At 72.2% G+C, this 18356-nt stretch carries 13 protein-coding genes; 5 read left to right on the top strand and 8 right to left on the bottom strand.

Annotated features, from left to right (window positions below; genetic code table 11):
• Nucleotides 1-66 precede the first annotated feature (66 nt).
• Together OG884_RS27550 and OG884_RS27545 are read left to right on the top strand one after the other, a co-directional pair.
• Nucleotides 67-999 carry a TIGR03621 family F420-dependent LLM class oxidoreductase gene (locus OG884_RS27550; protein ID WP_326637619.1) on the top strand — a complete coding sequence of 311 codons (933 nt, stop codon included), beginning with the start codon at nt 67-69 and terminating at the stop codon, nt 997-999.
• A gap of 88 nt (nt 1000-1087) precedes the next feature.
• A complete protein-coding gene (locus OG884_RS27545; protein ID WP_326637617.1) occupies nt 1088-1462 on the top strand; it encodes a hypothetical protein in 375 nt (124 codons plus the stop codon).
• Between the two features lie 355 nt (nt 1463-1817).
• Here OG884_RS27545 and OG884_RS27540 read toward each other — a convergent pair whose 3' ends face one another.
• The 3 genes from OG884_RS27540 to OG884_RS27530 form a co-directional block, all read right to left on the bottom strand.
• Nucleotides 1818-2231 carry a class II glutamine amidotransferase gene (locus tag OG884_RS27540; protein WP_326637616.1) on the bottom strand — a complete coding sequence of 138 codons (414 nt, stop codon included), beginning with the start codon at nt 2229-2231 and terminating at the stop codon, nt 1818-1820.
• A 140-nt stretch (nt 2232-2371) separates the two neighbouring features.
• Nucleotides 2372-3364: a phosphotransferase enzyme family protein gene (locus OG884_RS27535; RefSeq protein WP_326637613.1), complete on the bottom strand. Its 993-nt coding sequence runs from the start codon at nt 3362-3364 to the stop codon at nt 2372-2374.
• The gene (locus OG884_RS27530; RefSeq protein WP_326637611.1) at nt 3361-4731 is read right to left on the bottom strand and encodes a helix-turn-helix domain-containing protein; all 1371 of its coding nucleotides are present in this window, start codon (nt 4729-4731) and stop codon (nt 3361-3363) included. Before OG884_RS27530 ends, OG884_RS27535 begins: the two co-directional genes overlap by 4 nt.
• Nucleotides 4732-4909: 178 nt before the next feature.
• On the opposite strand from OG884_RS27530, the gene OG884_RS27525 reads away from it, so the two are divergent.
• The 3 genes from OG884_RS27525 (at nt 4910) to OG884_RS27515 (ending at nt 8779) form a co-directional block, all read left to right on the top strand.
• Nucleotides 4910-5470: an ATP-binding protein gene (locus tag OG884_RS27525; RefSeq protein ID WP_326637610.1), complete on the top strand. Its 561-nt coding sequence runs from the start codon at nt 4910-4912 to the stop codon at nt 5468-5470.
• Nucleotides 5471-5705: 235 nt separating this feature from the next.
• A complete protein-coding gene (locus OG884_RS27520; protein ID WP_326637608.1) occupies nt 5706-7289 on the top strand; it encodes a PucR family transcriptional regulator in 1584 nt (527 codons plus the stop codon).
• 239 nt (nt 7290-7528) lie between these two features.
• Nucleotides 7529-8779 carry an NAD(P)/FAD-dependent oxidoreductase gene (locus OG884_RS27515; RefSeq protein WP_326637606.1) on the top strand — a complete coding sequence of 417 codons (1251 nt, stop codon included), beginning with the start codon at nt 7529-7531 and terminating at the stop codon, nt 8777-8779.
• Here the strand turns inward: OG884_RS27515 and OG884_RS27510 are convergent.
• From OG884_RS27510 to OG884_RS27490, 5 genes are read right to left on the bottom strand one after another with little or no spacing between them, the layout of a single operon-like run.
• On the bottom strand, nt 8753-9601 hold the full coding sequence (locus tag OG884_RS27510; RefSeq protein WP_326637604.1) for a methyltransferase domain-containing protein: 849 nt from the start codon (nt 9599-9601) through the stop codon (nt 8753-8755). The genes OG884_RS27515 and OG884_RS27510 overlap by 27 nt on opposite strands.
• Nucleotides 9602-9632: 31 nt before the next feature.
• Nucleotides 9633-10883 carry a cytochrome P450 gene (locus OG884_RS27505; protein WP_326637603.1) on the bottom strand — a complete coding sequence of 417 codons (1251 nt, stop codon included), beginning with the start codon at nt 10881-10883 and terminating at the stop codon, nt 9633-9635.
• Entirely contained in the window at nt 10880-11644 is a 765-nt protein-coding gene (locus OG884_RS27500) for a thioesterase II family protein (RefSeq protein ID WP_326637601.1), read from the bottom strand. Before OG884_RS27500 ends, OG884_RS27505 begins: the two co-directional genes overlap by 4 nt.
• Nucleotides 11641-16317 (bottom strand): type I polyketide synthase, encoded by a 4677-nt coding sequence (locus OG884_RS27495; protein WP_326637599.1) that lies wholly within the window; start codon nt 16315-16317, stop codon nt 11641-11643. Before OG884_RS27495 ends, OG884_RS27500 begins: the two co-directional genes overlap by 4 nt.
• Entirely contained in the window at nt 16314-18350 is a 2037-nt protein-coding gene (locus tag OG884_RS27490; RefSeq protein WP_326637598.1) for a non-ribosomal peptide synthetase, read from the bottom strand. The genes OG884_RS27495 and OG884_RS27490 overlap by 4 nt, the downstream gene beginning before the upstream one ends.
• Nucleotides 18351-18356 lie beyond the last annotated feature (6 nt).

The raw sequence follows: 18356 nt of genomic DNA, 5'->3' as shown, positions 1-18356 counted from the left end.
GGAGAAGGCTGGAGAATGACAAGGAAAAATCCGGTTCTGTGACCAGATGACATTTACGGAGATACCGTGGCGGAAATTCGGCCATTCCGTTTCGGAGTGGAGGCGGCGGGTGCCTCGAACGCGGGCCGCTGGCGGGACACCGCCCGCGCGGTCGAGGATCTCGGCTACCGGACACTGCTCGTCATCGATCATCTCGGCGACCAGCTCGCACCGGTTCCGGCGATGCTGGCGGCTGCCGACGCCACGACGACGCTGAGGGTCGGCTCGCACATGCTCGCCAACGAGTTCCGCCATCCGGCGTTGCTGGCGAAGGAGGCGGCCACCGTCGACCTGCTGTCGGAGGGACGGTTGGAGCTCGGCCTCGGGGCGGGGTGGAACCGCGCCGAGCACGACCGGATCGGGGTGGGGCTGCCCGCCCCGCCCACCCGGGTGGACCGGCTGGCCGAGGCGATCGCCGTCGTCAAGGGTCTGCTGGAGCACGAGTCGTTCAGCTTCTCCGGCCGCCATTACATCCTCGACGAGGTGGCCGGACTGCCCCGGCCGGTGCAGCGGCCGAGGCCGCCGCTGATGGTGGGCGGCGGTGGGCGGGCGATCCTGTCGCTGGCCGCGCGCGAGGCCGACATCGTCGGCCTGAACGCCAACCTGGCGTCGAGCCGTTCGGACGCCTCCAGCGCGGCGACCATGACCGGGGCGGCCACCGCCGCCAAGGTGGAGTGGATCCGGGCCGCGGCCGGATCCCGGTTCGACGCGCTGGAACTCAGCGTCCGGGTCTACTACACGGCGGTGACCTCGGACGCGGAAGCGGCGGCCGCGGAGCTCGGCCCGCTCACCGGGTTGCCGGTCGCCGAAGCGCTGCGCTCGCCCCACCTGCTGCTGGGCGACACCGAGCGGCTGGTGGACTCCCTCCAGGAATATCGCGAAATGTACGGTATTTCCTATTTTGTAATTACGGCCGATGCCTATGAGGCGTTCGCCGGGGTCGTCTCCAGGCTGGGATAACCGAGGCGGATGTACATTTCGAGGATTCTGTTCCGGCCGCCTTCGCCCTACTCTGGTCCCAGAGTCATCGGCGTAGGGACGGTTTCAGATGGACATAGCTGCGGTGTCGTCCGCGGTGGCCCTCATGGTCGCCGGCGGCGCGGCCACAACCATGGGCGAGCAGGTGGCCCTGGACCTGGTCGAGCGGATCCGTGAGAGGATACGCGCGATCTTCGGCTCCGACGAGCGCTCGGCGGAGACGCTGAACCAGGCGATCGAGGAGCCCGGCGACGAGAACCGGATCAGGTCGCTGGCCGAGGCACTGTCCTGGTACGCGCGGCGGGACGAGGAGTTCGCCGGCGAGCTGGAAGGGTGGGCACGCGACCATCCGGCCTCGACGTCCCTCGTGCAGAACGTCCACGCGGGCCGGGATGCCTACGCGGCCGGCCGGGACATGACGGTCAACCAGCGACCCGACCCCTGAGCTCGTCGGCTCCGGGCTGACCGTCGGCTCGATGCCCCGGCGCACCCGGCAGTCGGCCTCGCCCCCCAGGTGCAGCTCGATGTCGCGGCCGGTGAACCCGCTCTCAGGTCGCCTGCTGTGAGGCGGCGGCCTCCGGGCGCAGGTCGGCGAGGCTCAGCCGGTGCGCCGGCTCCGCCGGCGGCACGCCGGAGTACGTACAGCTCGTGGGTGTCGGGGTAGCGCAGCGCCCACAGGTCCCGCGGCGTGGTGAGGACCAGGTTGAGGGCGTAGACGGGCAGGTTCCTGGCGACCCAGCGTGCGGCGCTCTCGATGCCGGCGGCGACGTCGCCGCCGTGCGCCCTGGTCTCACGGGTGATCAGCGCGAAGAAGCGCTCTGAGTCGGTGTCCCCCTGACCGGCTCCCGGTCCTTCCCCAGTTCCGCCTCGAGGTCGTCCAGTCCCTCGATCACCCCGTTGTGCGCGAAGAGCCGCCCGTCCTGCAGGAAGGGGTGCGTGTTGCGTACCTCCAGATCGCCGGTGGAGGCGAAACGGACGTGCGCCAGAAAGGTGGTGGACTCCACCTCCTTGGCCTCCTCGGCGAAACACCGGTCCTCGTAGGCGGCGATGGGAGCCTTGTGCATGTGCGGGGTGCCGTCGTCGTCGAAGTAGCCCAGGCCGGTCCCGTCGGGTTCGCGGTGGCTCTGGTAACTCAGGCTGTCCGGGGCGTCCAGCAGCCAGAAGGTGGCACGCGTACGTTCAGGGGTGCTGCTCAGGCCGAACAGACGGCACATCTCAGGGTCTCCTTCTCCGTCACTTCTGCTCCGGCCGCACCGGCCCGTACCCGACCGAGCCGGCCAGCGCCCTCACCTGGGCTTTCCCCCTAGGCTGGTTACCCCCGCCACCGCCGTACGACACCACCCACCGGTGATCCTCACCGGTACGGCTGCCACCTGACCGTCTGGTCACGGGCTTTGAAACTGCGCATCCGGTGTTCCCACTGCGACCGGATGCCCGGGTTGCTGCGCAGGACGGGCAGGACACTGGTGACCAGCTTCAGCTCGCGAAGGCGGCGCAGCACCGGAAATCCGCGCCAGCGGGTGACGTCGAAGCCGTAGCCCTCGGCGAACGACGTGTGCTCGTCGGCGGGGTAGTCCATCCGCAGGCGGCCGACCGCCACCGGGGCCAGGTCCCACTCGCGCGGGCCGATCCCGGTGCTGTCGAAGTCGCACAGCACCGGCCCCTTGGGCCCGGCGATGACGTTGCCCATGAACACGTCGCCGTGGATGACCCCGGCGGGGAGCGCGTAGTCGAGTGCGGCGAGCCGCTCCTCGACCTCGTCGCACTCGTCCAGCAGGAAGGCATGGTCGCCCTCGGAGAGGTCCTCCGGTTCGTCGAGCCGCTGGCGGACCTCGGTCATCGGGGCCCACTCCGGCAGGTCCACCGGCGGGTCCGGCAGCCTGTGCAGGCGCCTGAGCAGGACGGCCAGGTCGCCGCCGCCGGGACGCGGGCCCACCTCGGGGGTGTGCTCCCACAGGGTGACCAGGTGGCCCTCCACCTGGAGCGGCTGCTCGCAGCCCGGCAGGAGCCGCACCGCGGGAAAGTCGTGGTCGGCCAGCCAGCGGGCGACCCGCACCACGGTCGGCACGCGCGAGCGGGCGGCCGAGGATCCGGCGATGCGCACCACGACGGGCGCCCGGCGCAGGCGGAAGACCGCGTTGTTCGTGAACTTGATCAGCTCGGCGTCGCCGGGCGCGAGTCCGGCCCGGTCACAGGCCGATGCCAGCAACGACTGAAGCCGGTCGCGGGTGAGGCCGCCGGCGTGGTCGGCGGCATGGTCGCCAGCCTGGTCGGTGGCCTGGTCGGTGGCCTGGTCGGTGGCCTGGTCGGTGGCCTGGTCGGTGGCCTGGTCGGCGGTCATCGTCATGCCGCGCGCACCGCCGAGATGCGCCGGGCGAGGTCCTGGGCGTCGCCCGCGTGCGCCCGCATCATGGCGACCGCCTGCAGCGGCGCGAGGCGGTCGATGATCCTCATCGAGCGGATCTCGGTCGCCAGGGTGACGGCCTCGTTGCCGTTGGCGATCCCGGCGGTCATGTCACCGGCTCTGAGCTGCACCGTCGCCAGGGCGGTCAGCTCGAAGGCCCTGCTCCTGGCCATACTCGGGTCACGCTGCCCGAGCGCGTCGGTGAGGAAACGCTCGGCGACGTCGAGGTGACTGTCGAGGTGGGTCTCGGCGAGGTCGGCGTGGACCATGCCGCTCGTGGCGTCGAGGTCGGCGGCGCCGAAGAAGCTCACCCAGGCCGGGGACCCCCGGTCGCGGGCACGGGCCAGCTCGTCGGCCGCCCTGTTGATCGACTTAAGGGCGAGATCGCTGTCGCCCAGCAGGGCGTAGGCCCACGCCTCGTTGGCGAAGAGCATCGCCACGGTCCGCTCGCAGCTGGCGTCCTGCGCGCAGATCTGTCCGAGCTGGAAGAACCGCAGCGCGTCCAGGACGCGGTCGCAGTGGAGGTGGACACGGCCCATCCGGTACAGGACGTTGGCCGCCAGCGAGGAGTTCCTCGCGTGTTTGGCCTGTTCGAGCGCGCGGGCCAGGTGGCTTCTGGCCGAGCCGTACAAGCCGACGTCGAAGGAGGTCCAGCCCGCGAGGTTGTGCTGGTCGGCCAGTGCCTGGTGCAGGCGCAAGGTGACCGACTCCGGGCAGGCGGCCCGCAGCAGCCGCTGTGACCAGGCCAGCTGTGCCACCACCGCGTCGCGGCAGACCCCTCCCCCATGCCGGTAGTCCAGGGCGCGCAGCGTGCGGGTCACCGTCTCGATCTGCTCGACGTCGGCCATGCCGATACGGTGCGGGACGGGGGTCTCCGTGGACGTCACCGGCTCGGTCCACTCTTCCGCGTCCCCGGATGCCGCGCCGATGGTCACCTGCGCGGCGTGCGCGAGCAGGCGGCGTACCTGCTCGTCCTCATTGGAGTCGTCGCGCTGGTCGGCCGCCGCCGCCGGGGCCGGTGCCGTGCAGGAGGCGTCGTAGGCCAGGCCCATGTAGCCACGTGGGATTCCCAGGCCGTCGGCGATCCGGCCCAGCACGTCGTACGCCATCACCTGGCGGCCCTTGAGGATCTCGGAGATCTCCGACTGGGACTGTGCGGTGAGGGCGGCGATGTGACGCTGGGAGACGCCGATCCGCTGCAGTAACCGGTACACGGTGGCCATGTCGCGGGCGGCCAGAGCCTGTCGCATCTGCGGGCGTTCCCAGAGTGCGGGGTCGACTTCCCGCGCGTTCGCGTTGCTGACGTTCATCCCGATCTTCCCGCCGCCGAGTTCCCTTGCCGCCAAGGTAACCGGCGATGCGACGCCGCCGGAGCCGTATCGGTACCACCGATCATCCAAGCTGATCGGCTCGGCCTATCACCCGACCGATCTGCGGACAGTATTGGTCCAGCGACTCTCCGTATATCGACCTTGTCCCGCAGGATGGGTGATTCAGACCAGCGAGCGCGATCCCGCGGCCCTGGTGTCCTACTCGATAGGAGCAACGATGCTCACCGAGCACGCTCCAGCTCTGGATGTCGGCGTGCGCGGCAAGCACCGCGGGCGCTTTCGGGTGACCGCCTGGTGCCTCCCCCCGGGCAACGCCGCCCGCCGCGCCCGCAAGCTCCTTCGCGACCTGCTGTCCCGGCCGCCCTTCGTTCCCTGCGAGGTCGCCGAGCTGGAGGTCGTGGTGACCGAGCTCGCCACCAACGCCGGCAGCTACGCGCCGGGCCCCTATGAGCTGCGTGTCCTGCACGACCGCGACCTGCCGATCAGGGCCGAGGTGGCCGACGCCGGCGGCGGGGTCCCGCTGATAGAACGTCTCCTGCACCGCTCGTTCACGATCCCGGACCAGGTGGAGGAACTGGAACTCGGCGGACGGGGCCTGCGGATCGTCGACGAGTTCACCGCCGGGCGCTGCGGGGCGCGCTGGACCCGGCTGTGCGGCACCGGGCAGATCGGAACCGGCGTCTGGTTCGATCTTCCGGCGCACCGCCCCCGGACGTGACGCCCCCGGCGGGGCGTGGGGCCGGTCGGCCCGGGGCCCGGCGGAGACCTGTCGTGGACGACCTCCCGCGGCCGAACGCGTGGATCCGCCGGCCGGCTGCGGGCAGTGTTACCCGGATCCGGCAGCCGCACCGCCACCCCGGCGGATCACCGTACCGCTGATCTGCTAAAACGGTGTTCATGCCACAAGCTCGCCGACAGGCGGGCGCGGCAGAGGGCACGCAGAAGGCACGCGGATGTTGAAGCTGGACCGGTTGGTGAACGTTCTCGGTGGCTACGGGGCGCGGCTGTGCTGTGCCCCGGCGTCGCGGGATGTCGAACTGCGCAGCGTGGTGGTTCATGATCCGACCGACACCCGCCGCACGGCCGGCGACGTGTTCCTGGCGGTGGGCGTGGAGTCGGCCTCCGACGCCGTGCGCCTGGCACGGGCGGCACGGGCCGTCACGGTGCTGGTGCACGGGAACCCTCCCCTCGACGAGAGCGCGCTGGAACAGGCCCGTGACGGCGGGATCGCCGTGCTGCTCGTCGAACCGGCGGTGTCCTGGAGCCAGCTCCTCGGCGTGGTGTACGGCCTGGTGCTCGAAGGCAGCCAGACCGGGCGGGGGCCGAACGATCTGCTGGCCTTCGCGGACACGCTCGCGACCGAACTCGGCTACGCGGTGACGATCGAGGACCAGATGTCGCGGGTCCTGGCCTACTCCGGCTCGCAGCAGACCGCCGATCCGGCACGGCTGGAGACGATCCTGGGCAGGCGGGTGCCGGATGCCATGCGCCGGCTGTTCGAGCGGGAGGGCGTCTTCGCCCATCTGGCGACCTCCGACGAACCGCTGTTCGTCGACCCCTCACCGGCACACGGCCTCAGAGGCCGCATGGTGGTCGCGGTGCGGGCAGGACGCGAACTACTGGGATCGATCTGGGTCGAATGCGAGAGCCCGCTCTCCGACGCGCGCCGGATCATCCTGGCTGACGGGGCACGGGCGGTCGCGCTGCACCTGCTGCGCTCCCGGGTCAGTGCGGACCTGGAGCGTCGGGTGGAATCCGATCTCGTCATCCAGCTGCTGGAGGGGACCGCCGACGCGCCCGCGGTGATCAGCAGGCTTGGCCTGCCCCGGGAGTGGTTCCGGGTGATCGCGCTCCAGGCGCACATCGCCGAGGAACGGCATGCCGCGATCCTGCTGGCCTTCGAACGCGCGACCACCGGTTTCGGCTGGTCACGGCCGGGACGGAGCGCGCTGTTCGGCAACACCCTGTACACGGTGCTGCCCTGCGACAACGATGCCAGGCCCGCCCTCGACTGGCTCGCCGCGATCGCGAACGTCCTGCCGCGGCGGGTCACCGTGCTCGCCGGCGTCGGCGGCCCCGCGGGGCCCGCCCAGCTGGCCGCGAGCAGGCAGGAGGCCGACGAGAGCCTCGCCCTCCGGGCGGTACGGCCCGCCGGCGCCCCGGCGGTCGTCTACGACGAGGCGTGGGACGAGATCCTGCTGCAACGCCTCCGGGCCGCCGCCGCCGCGGGGCGCACCCCCGCCCGCGGGCCGGTCGCCGAGCTGACCCGGCATGACTCCGAGCAGGGCACCCGGTACATCGAGACGTTGCGCGCGTGGCTGGAGGCACAGGGGGATCTGGCCGTCGCCGCCGGCCGCCTCAGTGTCCACCCGAACACCGTCCGCTACCGGCTGCGGAAGATGGCCGAGATCACGAACCTCCAGCTCGAACTGCCGGAGAAGCGGCTGGCCATGATCATCGCATTGGCCGTCGGCCGGTCCCAGGCCCCGCCTGGCGGATCCCTCCGTGACGAGGACCGGTCGGACGGTGCCTCGTAAGGCGAGGAGGGAGCCTCGGCGAGGCGCCGTCCAGCCGGTCGCGGTGGGCAGCAGGCCCAACGGACAGGACCCAGCCGGTCGCGGTGGGCAGCAGGCCCAACGGACGGGACCCAGCCTCCCGGCGCTTGTCACCGCCCGACAAAACACACCATTGTGCTTGTCCAAAACGCACACCCCGTTCTCCGGCCGCGCCAGCGATGCTCAGGGCAGGCAACGAATGTCAGAGCGGAGAAATGGTCATGGGCATCGACGGTGGGCCGCGTACGGCCGTGGTGATCGGCGCCGGCGTGGTGGGGTTGTCCACCGCGTGGTTCCTGCAGGAACGTGGCGTGGAGGTCACGGTCGTCGACCGGGACGACGTGGCCGCGGGCGCGTCGTGGGGCAACGCGGGCTGGCTCTCCCCTGGGCTGGCCATCCCGCTGAACGAGCCCGGGATCCTCCGCTACGGCCTGCGCTCCCTGCTCGACCCGAGCGCCCCGCTGCACATACCGGCCACCCCCGACCCGGCGCTGCTGTCGTTCCTCACCCGGTTCGCCGTGAACTGCAACTGGAAGTCCTGGGGCCGTGCCGTGCGGGCCAACCTCCCGTTCAACGAGGAGTGCCTGGAGGCGTTCGACGTGCTCACCGCGAACGGCGTCGAGGCCCCCACGGTCGAGGCCCCGATCATGGCCGCCTTCGAGACCCCTCGGCAGGCGGTGGCGCTCCTGCACGAGCTCCGGCGCATCAACGAGTCCGGCCTGGAGATCAAGTACAGCGCGTTCGAGGGTGACGATCTCGGCAGGCAGGTGCCGCAGCTCTCCTCGCGCACGCGGGCCGGGATCCGGCTGGACGGGCAGCGCTACGTCGACCCCGGAGAGTTCACCCGGTCACTGGCCCGCTCCGTCGTCGCCCGGGGCGCCACGGTCCGGTCCGGCTTCCGGGTGATCGACGTCTACTCCCACTCCGGCGGGATCGCCGTCCGGTCGAGTGACGGGGACTCCGTCAGCGCCGACGCCGTCGTGCTGGCCACCGGTGCCTGGCTCAACCAGCTCGGCGCCTCCTGGGGCGTCCGGGTGCCGGTACGCGCCGGACGCGGTTACTCGTTCACCGTGCCGACGGACGAGCCGGTGCCCGGGCCGATCTACCTACCCGCCGTGCGGGTGGCCTGCACGCCGTACCAGGGCAAACTGCGCGTCGCCGGCACGATGGAGTTCCGGGACGCCGACGCGCCCCTGTACCAGAGGCGCGTCGACGCGATCATCGCGTCCGCCCGGCCGCTGCTCACCGGCGTCTCCTGGGAGGAGCGCACCGACACCTGGGTCGGCCCGCGCCCCGTCACCCCCGACGGCAGGCCGCTGATCGGCGCCACCCGCGCCCCCGGCAGGTACGTCGCCGGCGGCCACGGGATGTGGGGATTCACCCACGGGCCGGTCACCGGACGCATGCTGGCCGAGCAGATCACCACCGGAAAGCAGCCCGCGGCCCTACGGGACTTCGACCCCGTCCGCTGAGACGGGACGGTTCGGCCTGCGGGCGGTGATCAGAACGCTGCCCGAGGGGATCGTGGCCCAGTCGGCGATGCCGTCGCGGATCCAGGCCACGGTCCCGGCGCCGTACTCGGCCGCCAGCTCCGCGCGATGGGCGTCGAGCCGCTCCAGGATCCGCCCGTAGAACGGCTCGGTGTGCTCGGTGAGATCCTCGACGGCGTCGACGTCCAGACCGGCGGCGCGCAGGATCTCCACGTACGCCCCGGCCTGCTCGATCGAGACGACCTGGAACATCTCGAAGTACGTCGCCAGCCGTGGCCGCATGTCGTCGGTGACGGGAACGCGCAGGCACGGGGCCTCCACCACCAACCGGCCACCGGGCCGCAGCACCCGGACGAGCTCGGCGAACAGGGGCTCCGGCGCGAAGTGCGGCGTCGACTCGAAGACCAGCACCGCGTCGAACGCGCCGTCGGGGTAGGGCATGGCCAGCGCGTCGCACCGCTCGAAGGACACCAACGGCTCCACACCCCGCTCGCGCGCCCACGCCCGCCCTCGTTCCAGCGCGTGCTCGTTGACGTCGATCGCCGTCACCCGCGCCCCGGTGCGCTCCGCCAGCATCACCGCGGGACGCCCGTTCCCGCACCCCACGTCCAGCACCGGCTCGCCGGCCCGCGCGTCCAGGCGGCCGACCACGACCCCGGTCAGCCGGTCGGTGGCCTCCTCGACCGGCGTGCTGTCGCCGGGTCCGGACCAGTAGCCGTAGTGCAGGTCGAGCCCGCCGACCTTCTCCGTCAGCGAGGCCAGGTAGTCGTGGGAACCGGTCACGGGATACGGCGTGCTGGGCATCTTTCCTCCGTACGCTGATCTGACTCACCGGCTACCACGACACCGGCAGTGATTCGAGGCTGTAGGCCGCGTTCATCGGGGTGAAACGGAGTTCCTCGAACGGGACGTCCAGCCGTAGACCGGGGAAGCGGTTCAGCAGGCGGGGAACGCAGATTCGCAACTCCAGCCTGGCCAGTTCGGCGCCCAGGCAGTAGCGGGCGCCGTGCCCGAAGGCGAGATGGGGCAGCGGCTCACGGGTGATGTCGAACCGGTCGGCGTCGGGCCCCAGGCCGGCGTCGTGGTTGGCCGACGGCAGGGAGCACAGCACGTACTCTCCCGCCCGGATCTCCTGGCCGCCGACCGTGACGTCCTCCTCGGCGGTGAAGACCTTGCCGAAGGAGACCACCGACAGGTGGCGGAGCACCTCCTCGACCGCGCGGCCAACGTCGGCGGTGCCCTCGCGCAGCGCCGCCGCCTGGTCGGGGTGGCGCAGCAGGAGCAGGGCGCCCAGTCCGATCGCACCGGCGGTCGTCGCGTATCCCGCGAGCAGCAGCTGGGCGGCGATCCCGGCGATCTCGGTGTCGGAGAGGTCCGCGCCGTACGACGAGATCAGCCTGCCGACAAGACCGTCACCGTCGCCGGGATCGCGGCGGCAGCGGGAGACGAACGCGCTCATGTACGTGTCCAGCTCGGCGAAGGCGACCGCCTGCTCCCGCGGTCTCGGTGTGAAATCGAGGAGGATGTCGACGTCGCGCCGCAGCCTCTCCCTGTCGGGCTCGGGGATCCCGAGGAGCTCGAAGAAGATCCGCGCCGGAACCGGGAGTGCGAAGTCCGCGATCAGGTCGGCGCGGGGCCAGGAACGGCGTACCGCCTCCACCTGCTCGTCGGCGACGGCCTCGATGCGCGGGCGCAGTGCCCGCAGCCGGCGGGCACCGAACTCCGCGTTGAGCATCCCCCGGACACGCGCGTGCTCGCGGGGAGCGTACGTCGAGAAGAAACCGGGGCGCGGCGGCGGGAACCCTCCCGGAGGCTCCGGCGGCGGGATGGGGCCGTCGACCGCCGCCCTGGAACTGAACCGCCACTGGTCCGCGACCACGCGGCGGGCGTCGGCGTAGCGGGTGACCATCCACGCGCTCGCCCCTGTCGAGAGGGTGACCCGGACCACCGGCTCCTCGGCCCGCAACCGGGTGAACTCCTCGGCCGGGTCGAGGGGGCAGGCGCTGGAGCGGCGGACGAAGAGCGGGACCGGCGGGCTGTCGTCGATCACGATGGCCGCGCCCGCCTCACGCGTGCCGGGAGTCATCGCGACGCGCCGACGTCGCCGAGGCGCGTCACGATGTCGGTGACGAGTTCCGCCTCCGCGCCCACCGGATAGAAGTGGTCCCCGGGGAAGGTCCGCAGCTCGAACCCCTCGGCCGCGACACGGCTCCAGGCGCGCATCTCGTCGTGGCTCACGCGCCGGTCGTCCGTCCCCAGGTAGCCGACGATCGGAGCGGCGACCTGCGGGGTGAACGCGGGCCGGTAGGCGTGCAGGAGGTCGTGATCCGCGCGCAACGCGATCATCGCCAGGTCCATCAGCTCAGGGAAGCGCAGCAGCGCCGGATCCGCGGCCGCGGCCTGCTCGGCGAGCTGCTCGTCACCGATGGGAATCCTCCGCGCGTCGCTCGCGCACAGGTGCGGCGCCGCGTGCGCGGACACCAGCAGCGCCGCCGGGGAGATCCCGTGCTCTCCGGCGAGCCTGACCGCGACCTCGTACGCGACCACGGCGCCCATGCTGTGCCCGAACAGGGCGAGCGGCCGGTCCGCCAGGGTGAGGAGTACCTGGCAGACATGGTCGACGAGGGATTCCATCCGGTCGATCGGCCGCTCGTTGATCCGGTTCTGCCTACCCGGGTAGCACACGGCGGACAGCTCGACGTCCGCGGGCAGCCGGTCCTGCCATCCCCGGTAGACACTCGGGGAACCCCCTGCGTGGGGGAAGCAGACGAGGCGCAGCCGGGGCGCAGCGAGCACACGCTGCCGGCGCAGCCACACGCACTGGTCCGCCGAGATCGTCTCGGTCATGGGAAATCGCTCCTTTCGAGAACCGGGCGCGGACCACCCGCCCCGGTCTCTCCCCCGCCATCGGCCCGGGAGACTTCCTCTCCGTCCGCCCGCGTCGCGGCGAGTGCCTTCGCCAGGCCCTCGATCGTCGGAGCGACGAACAGTGCCTTGACGGAGAGCTGAACCCCGAATCGTTCCTTGCAGCGCTGGACCACCTGCAGCGCGCTCAGCGAATGCCCGCCCAGGAGGAAGAAGTCATCGCGCCTCCCGATCGTGTCGACGCCGAGCACGTCCTGCCAGACGGCCAGGAGCTCCAGCTCGCGAGGGCTCCACTCCTCGGTGCCGTCGGCGGGTGGCACGGCGGGGCGACGCGGCTGAGAAGGTCGTGGCCGGGCGGCGGGTACGGCGACCCGCCGCGGCGCCTTCCCCGCGCTCCCCGGCGGCTGGGAGGAGACGACCACCTGCCCCAGCGGAAGGGCCGCCAGGCACCTCTCGAAGGCCGCGACCCCCTCCTTGGGGCTCAACCCGCCGCTCAGACCCTCGCCGGTGAGCTCACGGTGGCGCCGTTCCATGTCACGGGCCATTCCCACCCCGTTCCAGCGGTCCCAGTTGATCGACAGCACCGGCATGCCGTCGCGCCGCGCGCAGAGGGCGAACGTGTCGAGGAAGGCGTTGGCCGCCCCGTAGCAGGTGAGGCCGGGAACCCCGGAGAACGAGGCCAGCGAGGAGAACAGCGCGACGAAATCGGGAAGCGCGCCGACCTCCCGCAGGACGGAGACCAGGGTGGCGGTCCCCTCGGTCTTGGCACGCAGCGCGGCGGCGATGTCCTCCTCGGTCAGGAACTCCGCCATGCCGCCCCCCGGCACACCGGCGGCGTGGATCACTCCGTGGATCTCGCCGAACCGCGACCGTGCCTCGTCGAGAACCTCCTTCAGGCGCCGGGCGTCGGCGACGTCCGCGCCGCGCACCAGGATCTCGTCTCCCCGGCCCGCGAGGAGAGCCGTCATCGCCTCGCCGTCCTGACCTCCGAAACCGTACGACGGAAACTCCCCGGACGCTCCGGAACCGTGCGACGGGAACTCCCCGGATACTCCGCGCCCGATCAGGACGAGTCGTGCCGAGTACGTGCCCGCGAGATGCTCGGCCAGCCGCAGCCCGATCCCGCTCGTCCCCCCGGTGATCATGTAGGTCCCGCCCCGGCGTATCCGGGTGCCCGTTTCCCGCGTCACCCGCAGCGGCTCGAACCGGCGCAGCCAGCGGTGTCCTGCCCGCAGGCCGGTCGGGTCCTCGCCCGAAGGGCGGCAGAGCTCGGCGAGGAGCTCCGCGGCTCGGGCTCCGTGGTCCTTTCCGTCACCGGGGTCCAGGTCCACGAGCCGGATGCGCGCGTCAGCCAGCTCGTGGCGGAGCGGTCCCGCGGCTCCGATCGTGAGGGCCTCGCGCGGGTCGAGCCGCTCGCCTCCGGTGATCTCCAGGGCACCCCTGGTGACAAGGGAGAGATCGGCCTGCGGCCGGCCGCTCAGGGCACGGGCCAGGCCGACGACGTGGCCCAGCGGCGGGCAGATCCGCGAGGGCAGCGACGCTCCCCAGAGGCAGACGATTCGCAGCGGTTCGGTCGCGTCGGCCTCCGCGGTCTTCAGGAGCCTTTCGTAGTCCTCCCCGCACCCGGGGTCGATCGTGATCCGGTCCGGGGCCGCACGCTGGAACGCGCGTCCCGGGGTGACGACGACCGTCGTGGCCCCGTGCTCCTCCAGCTTCACGATGATCGCCTCGGCGAGGGACGACGAGTCGGAGAGCAGGATCCAGCGGTGCTCCCGTACCGCGGGTCCCGGATCCGCCACAGGCACCTCCACCGCCCGTTTCCAGGTGATTCCGTACAGGCCGTCGGATGAGCGTTCCGGGTTGGAGGCCGCGGAGTCCACGGCGCGCACCGGGTCCGGCGGGCGCGCGACGGTGGGTGCGAAGGGGTAGGGCACCGCGGGCAGCCGGAGCCGCCGCTCCGGCCAGAGTGAGGGCAGGTCGACCTCGACGCCCGCCTCCCACAACCGGGCCAGCGCGCGGAGCAGGACCTCCCTGTCGGCCCGCTCCTCCATCGGGTGACGGGTGACGTTGACGACCACCGAGTCCGTGCCCGCCCGTGCCCGGACCGGCGCGCTCAGCGTCGTGCCGGGACCCACCTCGACGAGGATCTTCGGCCCTTCGGCCAGGACATGGTCGAGCGCGGCGTCGAACCTGACCGTCGCCCTCAGATGGGTGACCCAATACTCCGGATCGGCGAAGTCGGCGTCACCGGTCCCCGTCACGCCTGAGATCAGGCGCGCCGAGGGAGCGCGCAGCGTGATCCTGGCGAGGAAGTCGCGAAACTCCCCGAGTACGGGGTCGACCAGGGCCGAATGCGCGGCGGTGCTGAGCGGCAGCAGGCGGCCGGTGATCCCGCGCCGGTCCAGCAGCTCCCTGACCTCGGCGATGTACGCGGCGGGCCCGGCGAGCACGCAGGACTCCGGGCCGTTGACCACCGACAGGCACACCCCTTCTCCGAGAAAGGGCTCCACCTCCCGCTCGGAGGCGGGAACCGCCAGCATCGCCCCGTCGTGCAGCGAGGCCAGGAGCTCGCCACGTTTGCACACGATGGCGAGGGCGTCGCGCAGCGACATGACACCCGCGACGCAGGCCGCCGCGTACTCACCGAGGCTGTGCCCCATCAGCAGGGAGGGAGTCACTCCCCGCGCCACCAGGAGCCGGGCGAGTGCGATCTCCATGACGAACACGGCGGGCAGCGCCAGGGAGGGATCGCTCTCCCCCGCCGCGCCCGCTTCGACCACCTCGTTCACCTCTCCCGCTTCGACCACCTCGTCCGCCTCGACCGCATCGCCCGCCTCGACCGCCTCGTCCGGAACGGCGATCGGCACCGTACCGGGCTCGTCCGTCCACAGGGCACGCAACCGCACGGCGGCCGAACGGTCGGGCAGCAGGTCCAGGCACTCGTCCACGGCCGCGCGGAAGACCGGTTCCTCGCGGTAGAGCTCGCGCCCCATCCCGGGATACCGCGTTCCTCCGCCCGGGAACATGAACACCACGTCGCGGTTGCCCGTACGGACGGCGGAGGCGGGAGCGGACCCGCCGGTCGCGTGCCCGCGCAGCTCCGCCACGGCGTGGGAACGGTCGCGGAAGACTCCGGCGTGGCGGAAGGGGAGATGGCGACGGCCGACCGCGAGGGTACGGGCGAGATCGGCGAACTCGGGATCGGAGACGTCATGAAGGGCGTCCGCGCAGGATCCGGCCATCTCGGCGAGGGCGGTCTCGTCACGCGCGGACAGCGCGACGAGCTGCCACCCGGGAGCCGGGGCGGCGGGCGGGCGCGGCGGCGGCTCCTCAAGGATCACGTGGGCGTTGGTGCCGCCGATGCCGAAGGAGCTGACGGCCGCGCGGCGGGGGACATCCGTGAGCGGCCAGTCCTCCGCCGCCGCCGCGAGGCGGAACGGGCTCGTCTCGAAGTCGATCTCGGGGTTGGGGTGCGGCGAGACGACGGGGCTGGGCGGGATCCGGCCGTGGTGGACCATCAGCGCGGCCTTGATGAAACCGGCCACTCCGGCTGCCGCGTCGGTGTGCCCGATGTTCGATTTCACCGAGCCCAGCCGGCAGTACCCACTCCCGGTCGCCCCTGCCGCCCGGTAGGCCCGGGTCAGCGCGGTGACCTCCACCGCGTCTCCGAGCGCCGTGGCCGTTCCGTGCGCCTCGACGTAGGCGACGGTGTCCGGGTCGACGCCGGACACCGCGAGCGCGGCCTCCACCGCGGCCTGCTGGCCGCGGACGCCCGGTGCCGCGTAGCTGAGCTTGTCCGAGCCGTCGTTGGTGACCGCGCTTCCGGCGACCACCGCGTAGACGCGGTCGCCGTCGGCCAGGGCGTCCCCGAGCCTGCGCAGTGCCACGATCCCGAGGCCGTCGGCGGGGACGAACCCCGACGCGTCGCGGTCGAAGGACCGGACGTGGCCGTCGGCGGACCAGACACCGCCCTCCTGGTGGAGGTAGCCCTGCCGGCGCAGCGGCGTCCAGGAGACCCCGCCGGCCAGGGCCATGTCACAGTCGTGGGTGATGAGCGCCCGGCAGGCGAGGTGGATCGCGACGAGCGAGGTGGAGCAGGCGGCCTGCACGGTGATGCTCGGCCCGGTCAGGCCGAGCTTGTAGGAGGCCCGGGTGGAGAGGAAGTCCTTGTCGTCGGCGGCCGCCAGGAGGTCGGCGGAGGTGCCGAGGAAGGCCCCGCGATCCCTGTCGCGGTGCGTGCCGAGGGTCTGCCCCGCGTAGACGCCGATGGTGCCGGGGAAGTGACCGGGCGCGTGACCGGTGTCGTCCAGGGCGTGCCAGGCGGCTTCGAGGAACATCCGCTGCTGCGGGTCCATGAGGGCCGCCTCGCGCGCCGAGTAGCCGAAGAAGGCGGCGTCGAACCGGTCGGCGTCCCAGAGGATGCCGCCGGCGGGAACCAGCGCGGGATCGGCGAGGCGCGCCTCGCTCGCCCCGCCTTCCCGCAGCTCGTCCAAAGTGAGCTCGGAGATGCCCCGGCGGCCCTCGGCGATGAGGCGCCAGTATTCGGCGGCGCCGCGTGCGCCGGGAAAGCGGCAGGCGATGCCGACGACCGCGATGTCGGCACCCGAGACGCCGGCACCCGCGATGTCGGCGCCGTCCGCGTTCGTCGGTTTCAACTCTGTCGTCCTTTCCAGCGGCGTTCCTCCAGTGACCGGCTTCCGGCGAGCAGGTTCCTCCTGCTCGCCGCGGCCGTCGCAAGGTCTCGCTCGGACCGGTCACGGTCCCTGACGCGCATGAGGTCCCGCTCGGACCGGTCACCATCCCTGACGCGCGTGTCGAGAAGTGCCGCGAGCGACCGCACGTCGGGGGCCGCGATGAGGTCGGCGACGGGGAGCAGGACCCCCCGGCGTTCGTGGATGTCGGCCTGGAGCGTGATGAGGTCGACCGAGGTCCCGCCGAGCTCGAAGAAGTTCTCCTCCGCGCCGACCTCGTCGAGTCCCAGGAGCAGCCCCACCATCTCGGCCACCTCTCGCTCTCCCGGGCACGAGGGCACCGCTTGTCCGTACCGCGGCCGACTGCCCGCCGCGTTCGGCAGCGCCGCGCGGTCGACCTTGCCGTGGGAGGTCAGCGGGAGCCGGTCCAGCGTCACGAAGATCGACGGGATCATGTACGCGGGGAGCTGACCGGCGAGCAGGTCGCGCAGCTCGCCGGCGGGCACCCTCGGCCCCCGCGAGAGCTGCGCGTACGCGGTGAGCCTGGCGGTTCCGGTCTCCCCGCCGGTGGTGGTCACCGCCGCGCCCGTGACGCGCGGGTGGCGCATCAGGGCCGCTTCGACCTCGCCGGGTTCGATCCGGTATCCCCGGACGTTGAGCTGCTCGTCGATCCGCCCCACAAAGTCGATCTCTCCTCCGGGCAGCCGCCGGGCGAGGTCGCCGGTACGGTACAGGCGCGCGCCGGGGCGCCCCGCGAACCTGTCGGGGACGAACCTCTCGCGTGTCAGGTCGGGCCGCTTCAGGTATCCCCGCGCCACACCACGCCCTCCGACGCACAGTTCGCCGGTCTCCCCCTCGGCGACCGGGTCACCCGCCGCGTCGAGGATGTGGACCTCGACCCCGGCCAGCGGGCGTCCGACGGACGGCCTGCCGGTCCCCTGCCGGCAGCGCCCGGCCGTCGCGGACACGGTGACCTCCGTCGGGCCGTAGGCGTTGAACAGGCGCACCCTGGGCGCCCACCGCTCCACCAGGAACTCGGGCAGCGCCTCGCCCCCCGAGGTGAGGGTGGTCACCGGTACCGGGACGTCCTCGGGCAGGGTGGCCAGCAGCGACGGCGCGCCCGACAGGTGGGTGATGTCCAGCTCGCACAGGATGCGGCTCAGCTCGCGGCCGTACAGCGGCACCCCGGCCTCGGGGACGCACAGGGTCGCGCCGTTGAGCAGGCTCATCGCGAACTCCCAGACCCAGGCGTCGAATGTGAACGGCGCGAACTGCAGGACGCGGGCCCCTTCGAGGTCGCCGAAGAGCGACCGCAGCCCCTCCGCCAGGTTGGTCACGCCGCCGTGGTCCACCAGCACGCCCTTGGGGGCACCGGTCGATCCCGAGGTGTAGAGCACGTAGGCGAGGCTGTCGGCCCGTGTCGCCGACGCGGCGCTTCCCCGCGTCGCTCCCATGGCGGGATCCGACGTCGCTCCCAAGATGGGCCGAGGCCGGTGCCGGCCGTTGGCGGGATCCGGTCTTCCGAGGCCTGGCCGTACGGAGCGCAGGCCGTGTCCGGGCAGCAGTTCCTCCGGGTCCCGGTCGGCGACGACGATCCGGGCGCCCGTGTCGGACAGCACCAGCTCGTTGCGCCCCACCGGATGCGACGGCGGCAGGGGCACGTAGGCGCCGCCGGCCTTCCAGATGGCCAGGACCGCCGCGGGCAGCAGGAAGGAGCGCTCCATCAGCACCCCCACCGTGTCGCCCGCCCGCACCCCGGCCGCCACGAGCTCACCGGCCAGGGCCGTGGCGTGCTCCCGCAACTCCGCGTACGTCATCCGCCCGCCCGGGTGGACGAGAGCGTCACGCCCGGGCGCGGCCTCGGCCCATGCCTCGAAGAGACGGTCGGCACCGACCTCGGCCCATCTCTCGAAGAGACGGTCGACACCGACCTCGGCCCATCTCTCGAAGAGACGGTCGACACCGGCCTCGCCGCCAACCGGTTCAAACCCGTGCATGCTTCC

Origin of the sequence: Streptosporangium sp. NBC_01755 (assembly GCF_035917995.1) — a bacterium.
Taxonomy (GTDB): Bacteria; Actinomycetota; Actinomycetes; order Streptosporangiales; family Streptosporangiaceae; genus Streptosporangium.
The sequence above is the reverse complement of the archived record's forward strand: the minus strand, read 5'-3'. Positions and strand labels throughout refer to the sequence as shown.